The 18,071-nt window shown below is 62.7% G+C and carries 11 protein-coding genes, 1 tRNA gene and 1 pseudogene; 3 read left to right on the forward strand and 10 right to left on the reverse strand.

Annotation, left to right across the window (positions count from 1 at the left end; translation table 11 throughout):
* The first annotated feature begins 42 nt into the window (after positions 1–42).
* A tRNA-Met gene (locus tag KUV65_RS14440) sits at positions 43–119 on the forward strand.
* A gap of 558 nt (positions 120–677) precedes the next feature.
* Positions 678–1,454 (forward strand): glycosyltransferase family 25 protein, encoded by a 777-nt coding sequence (locus KUV65_RS14445; RefSeq protein WP_222191437.1) that lies wholly within the window; start codon positions 678–680, stop codon positions 1,452–1,454.
* 119 nt (positions 1,455–1,573) lie between these two features.
* Here the strand turns inward: KUV65_RS14445 and KUV65_RS14450 are convergent, their stop codons facing one another.
* From KUV65_RS14450 to KUV65_RS14495, 10 genes and pseudogenes are all read right to left on the reverse strand, one after another.
* On the reverse strand, positions 1,574–2,710 hold the full coding sequence (locus KUV65_RS14450) for a glycosyltransferase family 4 protein (RefSeq protein ID WP_222191438.1): 1,137 nt from the start codon (positions 2,708–2,710) through the stop codon (positions 1,574–1,576).
* Positions 2,711–3,173: 463 nt separating this feature from the next.
* Positions 3,174–6,955 (reverse strand): annotated as a pseudogene (gene metH / locus KUV65_RS14455) (methionine synthase).
* 166 nt (positions 6,956–7,121) lie between these two features.
* Positions 7,122–8,402: an organoarsenical effux MFS transporter ArsJ gene (gene arsJ / locus KUV65_RS14460; protein ID WP_222191439.1), complete on the reverse strand. Its 1,281-nt coding sequence runs from the start codon at positions 8,400–8,402 to the stop codon at positions 7,122–7,124.
* Complete coding sequence (locus tag KUV65_RS14465) at positions 8,399–9,397, reverse strand: ArsJ-associated glyceraldehyde-3-phosphate dehydrogenase (protein WP_222191440.1); 999 nt, start codon at positions 9,395–9,397, stop codon at positions 8,399–8,401. Before KUV65_RS14465 ends, arsJ begins: the two co-directional genes overlap by 4 nt.
* A complete protein-coding gene (locus KUV65_RS14470) occupies positions 9,394–10,239 on the reverse strand; it encodes an arsenate reductase/protein-tyrosine-phosphatase family protein (RefSeq protein ID WP_222191441.1) in 846 nt (281 codons plus the stop codon). Before KUV65_RS14470 ends, KUV65_RS14465 begins: the two co-directional genes overlap by 4 nt.
* Before the next feature lie 68 nt (positions 10,240–10,307).
* Positions 10,308–11,474, reverse strand: a complete 1,167-nt coding sequence (gene argE / locus KUV65_RS14475) for an acetylornithine deacetylase (RefSeq protein WP_222191442.1) — start codon at positions 11,472–11,474, stop codon at positions 10,308–10,310.
* 41 nt (positions 11,475–11,515) lie between these two features.
* On the reverse strand, positions 11,516–12,841 hold the full coding sequence (locus KUV65_RS14480; protein ID WP_222191443.1) for an aspartate aminotransferase family protein: 1,326 nt from the start codon (positions 12,839–12,841) through the stop codon (positions 11,516–11,518).
* Between the two features lie 4 nt (positions 12,842–12,845).
* Entirely contained in the window at positions 12,846–13,277 is a 432-nt protein-coding gene (locus KUV65_RS14485) for a universal stress protein (RefSeq protein WP_222191444.1), read from the reverse strand.
* Between the two features lie 13 nt (positions 13,278–13,290).
* Positions 13,291–15,936: a TRAP transporter permease gene (locus KUV65_RS14490; RefSeq protein ID WP_222191445.1), complete on the reverse strand. Its 2,646-nt coding sequence runs from the start codon at positions 15,934–15,936 to the stop codon at positions 13,291–13,293.
* Positions 15,937–16,045: 109 nt separating this feature from the next.
* Positions 16,046–17,014, reverse strand: a complete 969-nt coding sequence (locus KUV65_RS14495; RefSeq protein ID WP_222191446.1) for a TAXI family TRAP transporter solute-binding subunit — start codon at positions 17,012–17,014, stop codon at positions 16,046–16,048.
* 138 nt (positions 17,015–17,152) lie between these two features.
* On the opposite strand from KUV65_RS14495, the gene KUV65_RS14500 reads away from it, so the two are divergent.
* Positions 17,153–18,034 carry a MurR/RpiR family transcriptional regulator gene (locus KUV65_RS14500; protein ID WP_222191447.1) on the forward strand — a complete coding sequence of 294 codons (882 nt, stop codon included), beginning with the start codon at positions 17,153–17,155 and terminating at the stop codon, positions 18,032–18,034.
* Positions 18,035–18,071 lie beyond the last annotated feature (37 nt).

Below are 18,071 nucleotides of genomic sequence, written 5' to 3' on the forward strand. Positions count from 1 at the left end.
CATACCTCGGATCACCAAAAATAGGTCCCTCCGAGGACTTGGCGCGGGGTGGAGCAGCCCGGTAGCTCGTCAGGCTCATAACCTGAAGGTCGTAGGTTCAAATCCTACCCCCGCAACCAAAAACATAAACCATAACAAACTCTTAAAAGCTCGTCAGATGGCGTAGCATCCCACGCGAAACACGTGTCCGGGCCCTGTCCGCACGCGCGTCCAGTAAAAGCCGCCTGAAAAACGGCAACAGAAACCGTTGCATCTTATCCCTGTAAAGGTCTCTGATCCGCATCTAACTCGCCTGCAGTTCGCGCCGGCAGCTGCCAGAGGTGCAGCCGATGCTTTGGGGCGTTGCGATCGAAACACGGCAATGAAAACGACGGGTTTCCTTCGATAGATAGAACGAGTTCTTCAATGCGTCCCAGGACCAGAAGACTATCTCGAGGTTCTTCCCATAACCGCAGATCGTCGATAAATCGTTGGGAAAGATCGCGGTTCGAGGCGCTGTCCAAAAGCTTTGAGCGTTTCACGAGACTGCCGGATTGACGACCGAGTAGCGGGTCTCGAGAAGTTTCACGCGGGCTTGGGGCACGAAGCCGAGCTATTGCGGTGAACGAACCGGTTCAACGACACCTTGGGCACCGTAGTGATGCACTGTTCGGGATAATTAGAGGCGCACGACTGTCATGAAGGAACCGCTCGTTCTCTACATTAACCTTTTGCGTAGCGAAAGACGGCGGGCAGCGATGGAGGCTCGGCTCCGGGATGCCGGTTTCAAGAATTGGCAGCGCATCGAGGCCTGTGACGGCCAAGAACTGGACCTGGCATCGTTCGACGCTTACTCCGACAAGGACACTGCAGCGACGATAGGGCGGTCGCTGCTCGCATCGGAGGTTGCTTGTTATCAAAGCCACCTTGCAAGTCTCGACGCCTTCCTGTCGTCCGACGCAGATCATGCGATCATTTTCGAGGATGATGCTCTCGTACCGGAGAAGCTCGCTCAACTGGTGGAGGGTATCATCCAAACTCTGGATGGCATCGATCTGGAATGGGATGTTGTCCATTTCGGCGCACTGAACATCAATCAGATGTCAAGCCGTGTCGCGGCGTTCGCCGGGCACGAGATTTGTATTGGGCATTTTTTCCCTATCCGAATGCACGCCATCCTCTGGACGCGACCGGGAGCGGAGCGATTTGTGCAACGCTACCGCAAGATCTTGATGCCGGTCGACAAACAGTTGAGCGAGGACATGATCAGGAGCGGGACTGGTCTTGTGGTCTGGCCGTCGCCCGTGACGCAGGAGGGTCTGGAAAGCGACATCGAGGCTTCGGGGGGCAGAAGAAAGACATTCAAGAAGCGGTGGAACGAACCCTTGTTGCGCTGGCGCCGTAAGAAGCGGAACAAGGAAATCGCCGCTGAACGAATGCTGCAATTCGAGAAAACACGAACAGGCGGCGCTTGACGCCTGCTGTCGCGCTCGATGGGCTGCGGGCTTGCCGGCGCTGCTGGGTCAAGGCCTTGTTCTTGGGTCCGCGAGCACCCTTACAAAAACCTGTCTACAGCTTTGAACCAGTCGCGCACTCAGCCGGTCATCGTGTCGAAGAACGCGGCCCAGCGGTCAATCTGCGCCTGCTTCCCGTAACGTGATATCGCAAACTGTCGTATCTCATGCGCGTCGTAGTCTTGAAGCCGCTCAACTGTTTGCACCATCGCGTCTGCGAAGCTGTTCAAGTCGCCCGTGGGGGTTAACTCCCCAAGGTAGTCTTCGGTCATGATACTCTTGGGGCCGTCCGAATTCGTGGCCACGACCGGCTTTCCTGCTGCAAGCGCTTCGACGATTGGCAGACCGAAAGTTTCATAATCACTTGGCACACAACAAAAATCGACCGCATGTGCCAGGCTACGAACTTGGTCGCGCGAAAGGTGTCCGAGGAAATGGATATTCGGGTGCTGAGCCTTGGGTCCCGGTTCATGCATCACGCGACCAGCCACCAAGAGTTGCGCGTCTGGGAACCTTTCCAGTGTCATCAAGAAAGCGTCGATCAGAATATCCAAGCGTTTGATCTTGCGCCATTTTGTCCATGCGCCGATCATTGGCCCGCTTTTTCGGTAACTCTCAAAGGAAGTGGTATCTACCGGCTCCGAGCTTTCGATATCTTCGGGGGCCGGGTTAGGGATCGCGACGGAGTTCTTCAGGGTCACCCCAAAATTACTTTGGATGTGCGAAAGAACTGGCTCAGACACAGCCGCTATCCCGTCGGCCTTGCGGAAAAAATCCTTGAGCCTCCGTCGCTGCCCTATGAAGCGTTTGCGTTCGTAAGACGTGAGATGCTCCCAGCTTCCAAAGGGACGGCCCAGACGGTTGGCAACCTGCTTGGCGAACTTGCCGGAATCCGGTGCGCTTTGCAGGGACAGGACAAGGTCGATGTCTTTCCCATTGCAGAAGGAGGCGACAGCTGAGGCGATCAGCTGCGAATTGACGGCGTTGACCGGCATGTCTCCAAGAAACGTGCCGGGTGCCATGAGTGGGTTGATGTAAATGGCGTCGCCAAGATTGTTGAGCGTCTCGGCCTTCTCGCCCTTTTGATCCTTGATGGAGAAAACATACACCGTCTCGAAGATGGTGCAGAACTGCCGGATGGTGACGGGAAAAAGCCCGGCCTTTGCCTTGTCGTCGGAAGGCGGGCCTTTCACGATTACCAGAATCGACTTACGCAAAGGAACTGTCCTTGACTGCTCTATTTGTGCCGAGGCGTCGGCCGACTTCTGCGGCGGTCACGCTCCGATTGGGACGTCCACAGCCCTGAGGCTACGAGAAGCTCATGCAATTGGTATGCCCTTACGCCTGATCCGGCTTGCGGATCAAGTAGGCTCCGGTTGGGAAGGCGCCACCGTGGTTGACCTGGCCTCCGCCACTTCCCTCGTTTTGCAGTCGACTTCGCCACCGTGGCTGCGAATTTGAAAGCATTTGCAAGTGCAAGCACCACGATCAAGCGCCCTCTCGTTCTGGGTGTCCTATTATGAGCCTCCCGGATCAGTGGCATGGGAACAATCTGCGCGTGGTTGTGACGAAGGAAAAGGTCCAGCTTCAAGCCTCCAAACTCTCATCAAGCATGGGGCACATCGCCAAGACCAGGCAGGCTGACCTCCCGTCCCACGGTCTTTCAAATTTCCGCATCCATCAGGCGGCGGAGCGATTTGACACCGATCCAGGCACGTAGTTCAGCACCGGCGCAAGCCAGCGCTCGGCCTCCTCCACGTCAATCCCTTTGCGCCGCGCATAATCCTCGACCTGGTCGCGTTCGACCTTGCCAACGCCGAAATAGTAGCTGTCGGGGTGGCCGATATAGAGGCCCGAGACGGAGGATCCGGGCCACATTGCCATGCTTTCAGTCAAGCGAACCCCGGTTGCCTCCTCGGCGTCGAGAAGCTGGAACAGGGTCCGCTTCTCGGTGTGGTCGGGCTGCGCGGGATAGCCGGCCGCGGGACGGATGCCATCATAGGGTTCGCCGATCAATTGCTGCGGGTCGAAGGCTTCCTCCGCTGCGTAGCCCCAGAACTCGCGGCGCACGCGTTCGTGCAGCATCTCGGCCATGGCTTCGGCGATCCGGTCGGCCAGCGCCTTCACAAGGATTGCGCCGTAATTGTCGTTGGCCTTGTCCAGCCGCTCGGCGATCTCGATCTCTTCGGGGCCTGCCGTCACGACGAACCCGCCGATGTGATCTGCGCCTTTGCCCTCGGGCGCCACGAAATCCGACAAGGCCAGATTGCGTCGGTCACCACGCTTGGCCGTCTGCTGGCGCAGCGTGTGGAACGTGGCGAGTGTCTCGGTCCGATCCGCGCCGGAAAACAGGTGGATGTCGTCGCCGACCGCGTTGGCGGGCCAAAACCCCACCACGGCGCGCGGCGTGAACCAGCGTTCGTCGATGATACGGTTCAGCATGTCCTGCGCATCGGCGAAAAGGGCGCGCGCGGCCTCGCCCTGTTTCTCATCATCGAGGATCTTGGGATAGACGCCGCGCATCTCCCATGTGTGGAAAAACGGCGTCCAATCGATGTAGCGGGCGATCTCGGCCAGGTCCCAATCCTCGACCACCTGCGTGCCGGTAAAGGATGGGGCCTGCGGCGCGTAGGCATCCCAGTCAAGCTTGAGCGCGTTGGCCCGTGCCGCGGCCAGCGGCACGCGCTGCTTGGCGCGCTCGCCGCGCTCGTGTTTCTCGGCGACCTCGGCATAGTCCGCTTGGATGCCCGAAACGTACTGCTCCTTCTGCGTGGGGCTGAGCAGCGCGCCGACAACGCCGACCGCGCGGCTGGTATCGGTGACGTAGACGGCCTGCCCGCGCGTATAGCGCGGCGCGATCTTGACGGCCGTGTGCACCTTCGAGGTTGTCGCGCCGCCGATCAGCAACGGAATGTCGAAACCTTCGCGCTCCATCTCGGAGGCGAGGTGCACCATCTCGTCAAGCGACGGGGTGATGAGGCCGGAAAGGCCGATGATATCCACATTCTCTTCTCGGGCGACCTGCAGGATCTTCTGCGGCGGGACCATCACGCCAAGGTCCACGATCTCGTAGTTGTTGCAGGCAAGGACGACGCCGACGATGTTCTTGCCAATGTCGTGCACGTCGCCCTTGACGGTCGCCATCAGGACCTTGCCCGCCGATTGACGCCCGTCGCCGCCCGACAGGCGCTTTTCCTCTTCCATGTAGGGGAGCAGAACCGCGACGGCCTGCTTCATCACGCGCGCGGATTTGACCACCTGCGGCAGGAACATCTTGCCTGCACCGAAGAGGTCGCCCACCACGTTCATCCCGGCCATCAGCGGGCCTTCGATGACGTGAAGGGGGCGCTCGGCAGCGCCTCGCGCGGCCTCGGTGTCTTCCTCGATGAATTCGGTGATGCCGTTGACCAGCGCATGCTCCAGCCGCTTTTCCACCGGCCAGTCGCGCCATGCGAGGTCGCGCACCTTTTCCTCGCGCTTGCCGCCCTTGAAGCGGTCTGCAATGTCGAGGAGGTTTTCGGTGGCCGTGCCGCCTGCCTTGGGCTGGCGGTTCAGGACGACGTCCTCGCACGCCTCGCGCAGCTCTGGGTCGATCTGGTCATAGACCGCCAGCTGTCCCGCGTTGACGATCCCCATGTCCATGCCTGCCTTGATGGCGTGGTAGAGGAAGACCGCGTGCATCGCCTCGCGCACCGGTTCGTTGCCGCGGAAGCTGAACGAGAGGTTCGACACACCGCCCGACACGTGGGCATGCGGCAGGTTCTGCCGGATCCAGCGCGTGGCCTCGATGAAATCGACGCCATAGTTGTCGTGGTCCTCGATGCCGGTGGCGACGGCAAAGACATTGGGGTCGAAGATGATGTCTTCGGGCGGAAAGCCCATCTCGTCCACCAGGATGCGGTAGGCGCGGGCGCAGATCTCGGTCTTGCGCTCGAAGGTGTCGGCCTGCCCGGCCTCGTCAAAGGCCATGACCACGACGGCTGCGCCATAGCCCATGCAGAGACCGGCGTGATGGCGGAACGCCTCTTCGCCTTCTTTCAGGCTGATGGAGTTCACCACCGGCTTGCCCTGTACGCATTGCAGGCCGGCTTCGATCACCTCCCACTTCGAGCTGTCGATCATGATCGGCACGCGGGCGATATCAGGCTCGGAGGCGATGAGGTTCAGGAACTCGATCATCGCCTGTTTGCTGTCGATCAGCCCCTCGTCCATGTTGACGTCGATAACCTGGGCGCCGTTCTCCACCTGGTCGCGGGCGACGTCCAGTGCTGCGGCATAGTCGCGGTTGACGATCAGTTTGCGGAAGCGGGCCGAGCCGGTCACGTTCGTGCGCTCGCCGATATTCACGAAGGGAATGTCCGGCGTCAGGACAAAGGGCTCGAGACCCGAAAGGCGAAGGTATCTCTCGGTCATGCCGGCACCTTTCTGGGGGCGAAGGGGGCCACCGCGTCGGCGATGGCGCGAATATGATCGGGTGTGGTCCCGCAGCAGCCGCCGACCACGTTGACGATTCCGTCGCGGGCGAACTCCGCCACCTGCGCGGCGGTTTGATCCGGGCTTTCGTCATAGGCGCCAAAGGCATTCGGCAGCCCGGCATTGGGATAGGCGCAGGTATGGGTCGTGGCCACAGTGGCGATTTCGGCCATGTGCGGGCGCATCGCCGCCGCCCCGAGCGCGCAATTCAGCCCGACGCTGAAGGGCCTCGCATGGGCGACCGAATGCCAGAAGGCAGTCGGCGTCTGGCCCGACAAGGTCCGCCCGGAGGCGTCGGTAATCGTGCCGGAGATCATGATGGGCAGACGCCGCCCGGCGCGGGCGAAACTCTCATGCGCGGCAAAGATCGCGGCCTTTGCGTTGAGCGTGTCAAAGATCGTCTCGATCAAGATCAGGTCGGCGCCGCCCTCGATCAACCCGTCGATCTGTTGACCGTAGGCGATCCGCAACTCGTCGAAGGTCACGGCCCGGTAGCCCGGGTCATTCACGTCCGGGCTGATCGAGGCGGTGCGGTTCGTCGGCCCGACCGCCCCGGCGACAAAGCGCGGGCGGCCATCCTGGGCCGTGGCGCGATCCGCCGCGCGGCGCGCAACCTGCGCACCGGCGACGTTCAGGTCGTGCACCGCAGCCTCCATTCCGTAATCGGCCTGGGCGATGGTCGTGGCTGAAAACGTGTTGGTCTCCAGGATATCGGCACCCGCCATGGCGAACTCGAACTGGATGTCCTCGACCGCCTGTGGCTGGGTCAGCACCAACAGGTCGTTGTTGCCCTGCTGCGGATGCTCGGCGTCGTAGTGGTGTCGGCAGCCGGGGCCATGGATGTGACCGTTCCCGGTGAAATCCTCTTCCGTCATGTTGAGTGTCTGGATCATGGTGCCCATCGCGCCGTCGAGCACCAGAATACGTTCGGCGGCAAGCGCACGAAGGGTGGCAAGCACGGGGCTGTCGGGCAGGGAGAAGTTCAACATGGGCGTCGGTCCGATCCTTGGATTGAACCGCTATATAGGGCCTGCCGAACATGAGTTGAATTGAATGTTTCTACGGATGATTATGAGGCGTGCTCAGTTCTGTGCGATCCGCGACATGGATAATCGAACTAAATTCAAAGCTGTCTTGTGACCCTCGGTGCCGGGATCACGCGACGGCTTCGGTCCTGTCGGGCGCTTTCAGCCGCGCCGCGGTCAGGGCTGACAACGCGACCATCCCCGCCGCGGTGCCGAGGGTCAGTGCGAGCCCCCCGACCTGATAGGTCAGGCCCGACAAAACGGTCCCGATCAGCCGCCCTCCGGCATTCGCCATGTAGTAGAACCCGACATCCATCGTTACACGTTCGTCCCGCGTGAACGCGAGGATCAGGTAGGAATGCAGCGCCGAGTTCACGGCAAAGAGCGCCCCGAACAACAAGAGCCCCGCAACCAGCGTGACCGTCAGCCAAGGCTGCGGCTCAGGCGAAGCCAATGCTGCGGCGCTCAGGGCAAAGGGAACGAGGAACAAGCCCCAGGCCCACGCTTTTGCTGCGCCGATCAAGGCGCTTTCCGACCGGTCCTTGGCCCGCAAGACGCGCGGGGCATTTGCCTGCACGATGCCATAGAGGATGATCCAGACGGCCATGAAGGTGCCGATCATGAAGAATGCCGCGCGGTTCTGCTCTTCGCTGCCGTCCGAGAGAACGGCGTAGAAATAGATCGGGATGCCGACGACGAACCACACATCCCGCGCGCCGAAAAGAAACACACGCGCCGCGCTCAGCCAGTTCACGTTGGCCGATTTTGAAAACACCTCGGAAAACTTGGCGCCCTTGCGGCCCTTGGGCAGGCCACTGGGCATGGTCACGACGATGGTGACAAGGATCACGGCAAGGACAGCCGCCATGACCAGGGTGGCCCAGACGAAGCCCATGGTCGCGAGAAGCGCCGCACCAAGCAGGAACCCAAGACCTTTGACCGCGTTCTTCGAGCCCGTCAGAACGGCGACCCAGCGAAACAGCCCGCCGTCTTCCTTGGGCGCCAAAAGCTTGACGGCGGATTTCGAGGACATCTTCGCAAGGTCCTTCGCCACGCCGGACGCGCCTTGGACGACCATGACATAAGCGACGGAAAGCGTGACCGCCCAACCGGGATTGAGCTGCGCCAGCGCCAGCAAAGCGACAACCTGGATGCCAAGCCCTGCATAGAGGGTCGAGGTCAGGCCAAACCGCGCCGCCAGCCACCCGGCCGAGAGGTTCGTCACCATCCCCGCGATCTCGTAGAGCACGAAAAGATAGGCGAGTTGGATCGGGCTGAAGCCAAGCGTGTGGAAATGCAGCAGCACCAGCATACGCAAGGCGCCATCGGTCAGCATGAAGGCCCAATAGGCGGCGGTCACGGCGATATAGGCCGACAGACCCTCGGGGCGGTCCTTGGCCTGTGCGCTCACAGCGATGCCCCGACCATGCGGGCGACATCAACCAGGCGATGCGCGTAGCCCATTTCATTGTCGTACCAGACGTAGACTTTCACCTGGGTTCCGTTCACCACCATGGTCGAGGGCGCGTCGACGATGCCAGAGCGGGTATCATTCGTGTAGTCAGCAGAGACCAGTGGCCGTTCCTCGTAGCCGAGGATCCCCGACAACTCCCCCGTCGCAGCCGCTTCGAACAAGGCGTTCACCTCTTCGACGGTGGTGTGGCGCTCGACCTCGAAAACGCAGTCCGTGATCGACGCATTCAGCAGAGGCACCCGCACGGCATGGCCGTTCAGGCGACCCTTGAGTTCGGGATAGATCAGCGTGATCGCGGTGGCGCTGCCGGTCGTCGTGGGGATCAGGGAATTCAGCGCCGAACGCGCGCGGCGCAGGTCCTTCGCAGGCCGGTCAACGATGGTCTGGGTGTTGGTCACGTCGTGGATCGTGGTGATCGAGCCGTGCTTGATGCCGATATTTTCGTGGATGACCTTCACCACGGGCGCGAGGCAATTGGTGGTGCAACTGGCGGCGGTGACGATGTGGTGCTGTGCGGGGTCGTAGATGTCGTGATTGACGCCGTATACGATGTTGGCTGTCGGCCCGTCCTTGACCGGGGCGGACACGACGACCTTTTTCACGCCGGCTTCGAAGTAGGGGGCGAGCTTGGCCTGGGATTTGAAGGCGCCGGTGCAATCGATGACGACATCCACCCCGTCGAGCGGCAGTGCGCCGAGGTCGCGCGTGCCGATGAAGGGCAGGCGATTGCCGTCGATCGTGACGCTGCTGTCGTCATGCGAAAAGGCGGCGTCCCATCGGCCATGCACCGTGTCGAACTCAAGCAGGTGCGCATGCATGGCCGGGTCGCCGACGGCGTCGTTGATCCATGCAATCTCGGCACCGCTGGCCAGCAGCGGCTTCAGGGCAAGCTTCCCGATCCGGCCGAGGCCGTTCAGCGCGTAGACAGTCATGCGGAGGTCTCCTCGGTCGTGCGGCCGATATCGTCCACCGCTTTTTGTAGCGAAATCCGGTCCAGCGCATCGACCGGCAGAGCGGCGAAAGCGCGGATGCGGTTGCGAAGCGCGCCATAGGCCTGTTGGAAGGCCAGCGATTTCTGGGCGTCGGTGCCCTCGGCCTTGACCGGGTCGGTCATGCCCCAATGGGCGCTGACGGGTTGGCCCTGCCAAGCCGGGCAGTCCTCGTTTGCAGCCTGGTTGCAGACTGTGAAGACGAAGTCCAACACCGGCGCGTCATCGCCCTGAAACTCCGCGATGTTCTTGGACCGAAGAACCGAGGTGTCGTGGCCCTTGTCGGCCAAAACTTGCAAGGCGAAGGGGTTCAGTTCCGAATAGGGTTTCGTGCCGGCGGAGTAGGCGTTGAACCGGCCACCCGCCTCGGCGCGCAGCAGGGCTTCGGCAAAGATTGAACGGGCTGAATTTCCAGTGCAAATGAACAGGACGTTAAATTTGCGGGCCGACATGGCGGGCTCCTGTGGCTCAGGGGACGAAAGTGGAGGCAGGCAGAGGTCGGCCCGTCCCCGGCAACAATCCGTTACCAGGTAGTCGAGCGTCTTTCGCACCTCTGTCATGTTGATGGCGTAAAGCAGTGACCGGCTGACCCGGTCCTGTGTGACCAGGGCAGCGTGGACGAGCGAGGCGAGATAACCGGAAAGCGTGCTCGGCTTGATATCGAGCACCTCGGCGATCTCACCGGCCGAAACCCGGTCGGGGTAACGGCGCATCAAGAGGCGAAAGATCGCCAGCCGCTGCGGATGGCCCAGGATCGTCAGGCGGTCGGGAATCAAATTTTCCATAATTCGGAAAATATCGAATTAATGGGGGCGGACAAGCCGAGATCGGCGCTGTCACGAAAGTTTCACGTTCAGGCTGACCGTGTCGCGCGCGGCACCAGGCGGTCCAAAAGGTCAAGGCAGGCCTGCAACTGGCTGAGGGAGATGAACTCATCCGCCTTGTGGGCCTGCTCGATCGAGCCGGGGCCACAGACGACGGTTTCCATGCCGAGCGATTGGAAGAGGCCCGCTTCGGTTCCGAAGGGCACCGTTTCGGCGCGATTGGCGCCGGTCAGCTCCAGCAGGATATCCCGGGTCCGGTTGCCTTTGTCCGGTTCCAGACCGGCCACCTCGCCAATGACCGTTGTTTCGATCGTCGCGCCCGGATGGATGGCGCGCATGGCGGGCAGAAGCTCGGTTTCCGCAAAGCTGGTCAGCGTGGCCTTCACGTAGGCTTCGTCCTCGACTTGGACGGGGCGCATTTCCCAGTCCAGTTCGGCGTGGTTCGCGATGATGTTGTGGACGGTGCCGCCACTCAGCCTGCCAAGGTTAATGGTCGTCCACGGCGGATCGAACGGGCAGGAGGTCGGCGCGCGCGCCTTGAGCTCTTCGCGGAGTTCAAGGAGTTTCGCCGCGTATCGCGTCGCGAACTCGATGGCGTTCACGCCCAGGTCGGGCGCCGAGCCGTGCCCTTCGAGGCCGGAAAACACGGTGGTGTATTCGCAGCAGCCCTTGTGCCCTTCGATCACGCGCATCTCGGTCGGTTCGCCAATGACCGCAAGCCTGGGAAGAAGGGCGCGCCCTTTCAGGTGGTCCACCAATTGACGGGCGCCGAGGCAGCCCACTTCTTCGTCATAGGTGAAGGCGAAATAGAGTGGGGTTTCCAGATCATCCGGGTCGACGCTGCCGGCATGGGCGAGGCAGGCGGCAACGAAGCCTTTCATGTCGCAAGTGCCCCGCCCGTAGAGCAGGCCGTCCTCTTCACGCAAAGTGAAGGGGTCGCTGGACCACGCCTGATCGGTCACCGGAACCACGTCCGTATGACCCGAGAGCAGCAGGCCGCCCGCAACCTCGGGGCCCAGACGCGCGAACAGGCTGGCCTTGTGGCCGGTGCGATCTGTCACCAGCTCCACATGCGCGCCAAGCGCCGAGAGGCGGTCGGCGAGATACACCGTAATCTCGACATTCGGATCGGCCGACACGGTCGGAAAGGCGATCAGGTCACGCAGAATCGCGCGTGTTTCGTCGAGGCGACTCATCGGTATGTCCCTGCGTGTCTCTGGCAGATGGGTTTCGTCGACTACGCGGCCAGCGCCCGATCGAGGGCATTGGACAGTTTGTCGACCAGTTCTCCGATCTGATCTTCGCTGATGATGAAGGGCGGCGCGAGCAGGACGTGATCCCCGACGCGTCCATCCACCGTTCCGCCCGCCGGGTAACAGATCAGGCCTTCGTCCATGGCGGCCTTCTTGACCTTTGCGTTCAGTTTGCGGCTTGGATCGAAACTCTGTTTCGTATCGCGATCCTCGACCAGTTCGATCCCGCGGAACAGGCCGCGCCCGCGGATATCGCCAACATGGGGATGTTGGCCGAACCGCTGCCGCAAGGCCGCTTCGAGGGTGTCGCCCCGCGCTCGCACCTGCGGCAACAGCCCATCGTCGAGGATGCGGCTGACCACAGCGTTCCCGGCGGCGGCGGCCAGCGGGTGGCCGTGATAGGTGTGGCCATGCTGGAAGCTGCCGGACCCTTGGGCGATTGCATCGAAGATCCGCGCCGAGGACAGCATCGCGCCGATCGGCGCATAGCCCGCGCCAAGACCTTTGGCGATGGTCACGATATCGGGCGCGACGCCGTCCTGCTCGCAAGCGAAGAAGGTGCCCGTCCGTCCCATGCCGCACATGACCTCGTCGAGGATCAGAAGCACACCGTTCCGGTCGCAGATCTCGCGGATATGTTTGAAATAATCACCCTCCGACGGCACGGCGCCAGCCGTCGCGCCGACGACCGGTTCGGCGATGAAGGCCAGCACCGTCTCGGGGCCGAGGCGCTGGATCTCATCCTCCAGGGCCTGTGCCGCGCGCTGGCCGTAATCCTCAAGGCTCTCCCCGTCGTGGCGGTGGTGATACTCGAAGCACGGATCGATGTGATACGTCTCCATCAGGAGCGGGGCGTATTTCTCGCGCCGCCAGGCGTTGCCGCCTGCGGCAAGCGCCCCCAGCGTGTTGCCGTGATAGCTTTGCCGCCTTGCGATGATGCGATGGCGGCCTGGTTGTCCAATCTCCAATGCATACTGGCGCGCCAGCTTGATCGCGGCTTCGACCGCTTCGGACCCGCCGGACAGCAGGTAAACACGGTCGATCCCCTCGGGCGCGTGGGCGATCAGTTTGTCGGCCAGGGCCTCGGCCGGTTCGGACGTGAAGAACCCGGTATGGGCAAAGGCGATCTGGTCAAGCTGTGCATGGATCGCCGCGCGCACGGTCTCATCGGAATGGCCAAGGCAGGACACGGCGGCCCCGCCCGATCCATCCAGATAGGCGCGGCCCGTTTCGTCATAGATGTAGCAGCCTTCGCCCCGTGTCGCGGTCGGCAATGCGCCGGAGCCGCGCCCGAACACATGGTTGGCCATCGCGTCAGCCCTCCCGTACCACGAAAACGGATTGCCTGGCGTGGCGCACGATGCGCGCCGCATTCGGGCCGATCAGATAGTCACTCAGTTCAGGCCGATGGGAGGCCAGCACGATGGCATCCACGTCGAGCCGGTTCGCCGCCGAGATGACCTCGTCATACACGCGGCCCAGAAGGACATGGGGGTGCACCTCGACATCCGCGGGGACATGCTGGGCGACCCAAGCCTTCAGTTCCTCGCCCACATGGGTAAGCGCCTTGTCCTCGTAGCCTTTCTCGAAAAACGTGCCGACAACCGACATCCCGAAATCGGGAACCACCGTCACGACATGCAGAACGCCGTCTTCCGGGCCGGCCAGTCGGAGCGCGGTCGGCAGGGCCTTGGCCCATGAATGTTCCGCGGACAGGTCCACGGGCAACAGGATTTTCTTGTACATGCGCGCCCCTCCTTCAGAAGGCCGGTTTGGTCTGGCGCCGCCGCTGCAACAGGATCACCAGACCCAGCAGCAGCAACGCAGGAATGTAGAAGATCTGCGCCGGCATCCGGTCACGCGGCACAAGAACCGAGGCCAGCGTTACCGGGTCGTCAGCGTAGAAATCGAAATCGGCCAGCGCCTCGGCGGCGTCGGTTCCGAACATCGGCTCATCGAGGCGCATCACCTCGCCATCGGGGAAGAGCAGAAGGCCGGTGGCGTCAAGCCGCTCGGCCGCGCTTCCGGCTGCGATGTCGATGGGCAGGGTGAGCGAGGTGGTTTCCCCGGTGTCGAAATCGGGGCCTTGAACCTCGACCCGCAGGCGGCTGCCCTCCGTCGCATCAGCGAGGGCCTCTTCGAACTGGATGGGGGGCACGTCACGGAAGGGTGGCTGCACCATGTTCAACCACACATTCGGCACGAACAGGGTAAAGGCCACCAGCAAGAGTGCCGCGCTTTCGTAGATACGCGACCGGGCCAGGAAGTACCCTTGGGTTGCTGCCGCGAAAAGCAGCATGGCGAAGGTCGCGATCACGAAGACCGAGACGGCCTGAAGGATGCCCGCCGTCGTGCCCAGGTCCACGCCGTAAAGGATCAGCGTCGGGTTGAAGATGAACAGGAACGGCAGTGCGACGGTTCGCAGGCTGTAGAAGAAGGCGGTAAAGCCCGTCCGGATCGGATCGCCCCCCGACACGGCGGCCGCCGCGAAACTCGCCAGCCCGACGGGTGGCGTCACGTCGGCCATGATGCCGAAATAGAAGACGAAGAGGTGCGCCGCGATGAGCGGGACGATCAGCCCTTCTTGCGCACCGAGCGAAACCACGACCGAGGCCATCAGGGACGACACCACGATGTAGTTGGCCGTGGTCGGCAGCCCCATCCCGAGGATCAGGGAGAACAGGCCGACGAGCATCAGCATCACGATCAGCACGCCGCCCGAAAGCTGTTCTACCAGCCCGGCCAGTTCCGTGCCGATGGGCGTCTTCGTGACCGTCGCGACGATGATACCGGCGGCAGCCGTGGCCACGCCAATGCCGATCATGTTGCGTGCACCCGCGATCAGCCCGTCCAGCAGATCGGCAAGGCCGCCCTTGAACTCGGACACCATCTGCCCGCCTTGCCCGCGGAAGATGGCCTTGAGCGGGCGCTGGGTGACGATGATCAGCAGCATGAGGGCGGTCGCGTAAAAGGCCGACTTCGCCGGGCTCTGGCGTTCGACCATCAGGAACCAGACCAGCACCACGATGGGCAGGATGTAGTGCAGGCCCGTGGCATAGACCTCTTTCACGGTCGGCAGCTTGATCTCGGGATCGTTCGGGTCATCGACTTCGAGGTCCGGACGGCGGGCTGCAACGGCGACGAGCAAGGCATAGACGCCAAGCAGAACCGCCATCATCACCGGGCCGGCCAGCGCCGGGGCGACGGCGCGCAAGGCTCCGACGCCGTAGATCAGCGCGGTGAAGGCGGCGCCCGCGACGGCGAAACCGATGAAGAACTTGACCAGCATGCCGATGAAGCTCTTGGCCTCACCCAGGGCAGGCATATCCTTCTTCAGGGCTTCGAGATGCACGATGTAGACCAGCGCGATGTAGGAAATCACCGCCGGAATGAAGGCGTGCTTGATGACCTCGACGTAGGAAATGCCGATGAATTCGACCATCAGGAAGGCCGCGGCGCCCATGACGGGCGGCATGATCTGGCCGTTCACGGAGCTTGCCACCTCGACCGAGCCGGCCTGTTCATTGGTGAAGCCGACACGTTTCATCAGCGGGATCGTGAAGGTGCCGGTCGTGACCACGTTGGCGATGGAGGATCCCGAGATCAGGCCGGTCATGGCCGAGCCGACAACCGCTGCCTTGGCCGGGCCGCCGCGCAGATGGCCGAGCCCCGCGAAGGCGAGCTTGATGAAGTAATTGCCCGCGCCTGCCTTATCGAGGAGCGAGCCAAAAAGAACGAAAAGGAACACAAACGCCGTGGAGACGCCCAAGGGAATGCCGAAGACGCCCGCGGTATCCAGCCATTGAGCGTTCATCAGCGCGGTGAAGCTTAGACCTTCATGCTCGATCAGTTCGGGGATCAGCCAGCCGGTGCCCATGTAGGCATACAGCAGGAAGATCGAGCCGACGATCGTCAGCGCCGGGCCAAGGGCGCGGCGGCTGGCCTCCAGCAGCACCAGAAGGCCGATCGCGCCGATGATGACCTGCGTCTGCGTCGGCAGGCCGGAGCGCGCGGTCAGGGCCAGCGTGTCGGAGAAAAGGAAAACGTAGAAGGCCGCACCACCGCCGACGATCGCAAGAACCCAGTCGGCGATCGGGATGCGGTGGCGGGGCGAGGATTTGAAGGCCGGATAGGCGAGGAACGCCAGAACGATCGCGAAGGTCAGGTGGATGGGCCGCGTCTGCGACGAGTTGAGCGCGGGGATATACTCGGCGAACCAAAGCTGCGGCTGCGCGATCCATAGCTGGAACAGCGACCAGGCCAGCGCCAATCCGGCGATCAGCAACGCAACACCGCGATTGTCCGGCTCGCGCGCGCCGCTATCGCTGGAGGCGACGAGATCCTGAAGTTCTTCGTCGCTGAACTGGCGGCCACCGGCCTGCTGCTGTTCGTTGCCGTTCGTCATGCGCGTTCCCCCGGTTGCCGGTCTGGATACCGGCCGATCGTTTCGAAACAAAAAGCCCGGAGCCGCGTGTGCGGCTCCGGGCAATACCCTTAGGCGAGACTGCCGCAGATCATTCGATCAGGCCAGCTTCGCGATAGTAACGCTCGGCGCCCGGGTGCAGCGGGGCCGACAGGCCGTCATTGGCCATTTCCGCCGGATCGAGGTTGGCGAAGGCCGGGTGCAGGCCGCGGAACTGGTCGATGTCCTCGAAGATCGCGCGAACGACCTGGTAGACGACCTCTTCGGGCACGTCCGCCGAGGTGACGAAGGTCGCGCCGACGCCGAAGGTCGTCGTGTCTTCGTCATTGCCGCGATACATGCCGCCGGGGATCGTGGCGGTGCGGTAGAACGGGTTGGCTTCGACCAGGGCGTCGACTGCTTCGCCGGTGACGTTCACCAGAACGCTGTCACAGGCGGTGGTGGCTTCCTGGATCGACCCGGAGGGGTGGCCGACGGTGTAGATCATCGCGTCGATGTTGTTGTCGCACAGCGCCTGGCTCTGCTCGGCGGCTTGCAGTTCGGACGCGACCGAGAAGTCGTCCATCGTCCAGCCCAATTCGGCCATCAGCACTTCCATCGTGCCGCGCTGACCCGAGCCGGGGTTGCCGACGTTCACGCGCATGCCCTGCAGGTCTTCGAAGTTCTCGATGCCGGCATCGGCGCGGGCGACAACCGTGAAGGGCTCCGGGTGCACCGAGAAGACGGCGCGAAGCTCTTCGAACGGACCCTGCTCTTCAAAGCGCGAGGTGCCGTTGAACGCGTGGTACTGCCAGTCGGACTGGGCCACGCCGAATTCCAGTTCACCGCCGCGGATGGCGTTGATGTTGAACACCGAGCCTGCGGTCGATTCGACGCCGCAGCGGATGCCGTGCTCGGACCGGCCACGGTTCACGAGGCGGCAGATCGCGCCGCCGGTGGGGTAGTATACCCCGGTCACGCCACCGGTGCCGATGGTGATGAAGGTTTCCTGGGCCGTGGCGCCACCGGCCGCAACTGCGCCGGCGATGGCCACGAGGCCACCGAGAACGTGCTTTTTCATGAGTACTCTCCCTGTCGATTGCGCGGCCCACCGGGCCACGAGACCTGCGGACAGTGAAACAAATGGTTGTCTGAGGTCAAGATCTGCAATCAACTGTTTCACCAGCGATGGGAGTCGCGGAAGCGGGAGGGATAGCGCTTGACCGTTCAAGCCGTCACGGAAAGCCACACATCGATGGACACGTTGCGCCGCGCGCTGGCGGAGATCGCAAGGGGCGCGTCACCCCGCGTGGCCGAGTTGGCAAAATGGGCGCAGAAGCACCCGGAAGAAATGGCCTTTCATTCCGTGCGTGGCCTGGCCGAATTCGCTGATGTGAACCCGAACACGGTGTTCCGGCTTGCGCGTGCCTTGGGCTTTGATGGCTACGAGGCTTGCCGCCTGGCGTTTCAACAGGCTTTGCGAGGTGGAGAGGACAGCTATGCCGACCGCGCCGCCCGCCTGCGAGACACCGAGAAGGGGGCGCTGTTCGATGCCTTGGCCGGGGCGGCGCAATCGAACCTCGGTGCGCTGTTCGATCCCGAGACGGTTGAGCGCGTGGACCAGGCCGCAAGCCTGCTGCTATCGGCGCGGCAGATCCATTGCGTCGGGGTGCGCAGCTGCTACTCGATTGCGCATTACCTGTCCTATACGGGCCGAATGGCCTTTGCCAATTTTGCCCCGACCCCGTCCGAGCCCGGCGCGATCGCCGACACGTTGACCGCGACCGGGCCGAACGACGTCGTGGTGCCGATTTCCTACTCGCTCTATTCCGCCGAGGCCGTTCGCGCCCATGAGATCGCGAAGTCGCGCGGTGCACGCATTCTGGCCATTACCGATTTTTATTCGTCGCCCTTGGCGGACGGCGCCGAGATCGTCCTGACCCCGAAGATGGATGGCCCCCAGGCCTTGCCGAGTTTGCTTGCCTATTTCGCATTGGCCGAGGCGCTGATCGCCCGCATGGTCTCCACCTCGAAGGGGGCGCGTGGACGAATCGCGGATTTCGAGGCGCGGCTGACGAAATGCGGGGCATATGTGACCTGACATACAGGGAGGCGGCTGAACACGTCAGCGCCATGGC

This window comes from Maritalea mobilis, from assembly GCF_019800885.1.
Taxonomy (GTDB): domain Bacteria; phylum Pseudomonadota; class Alphaproteobacteria; order Rhodobacterales; family Rhodobacteraceae; genus Roseibacterium; species Roseibacterium beibuensis.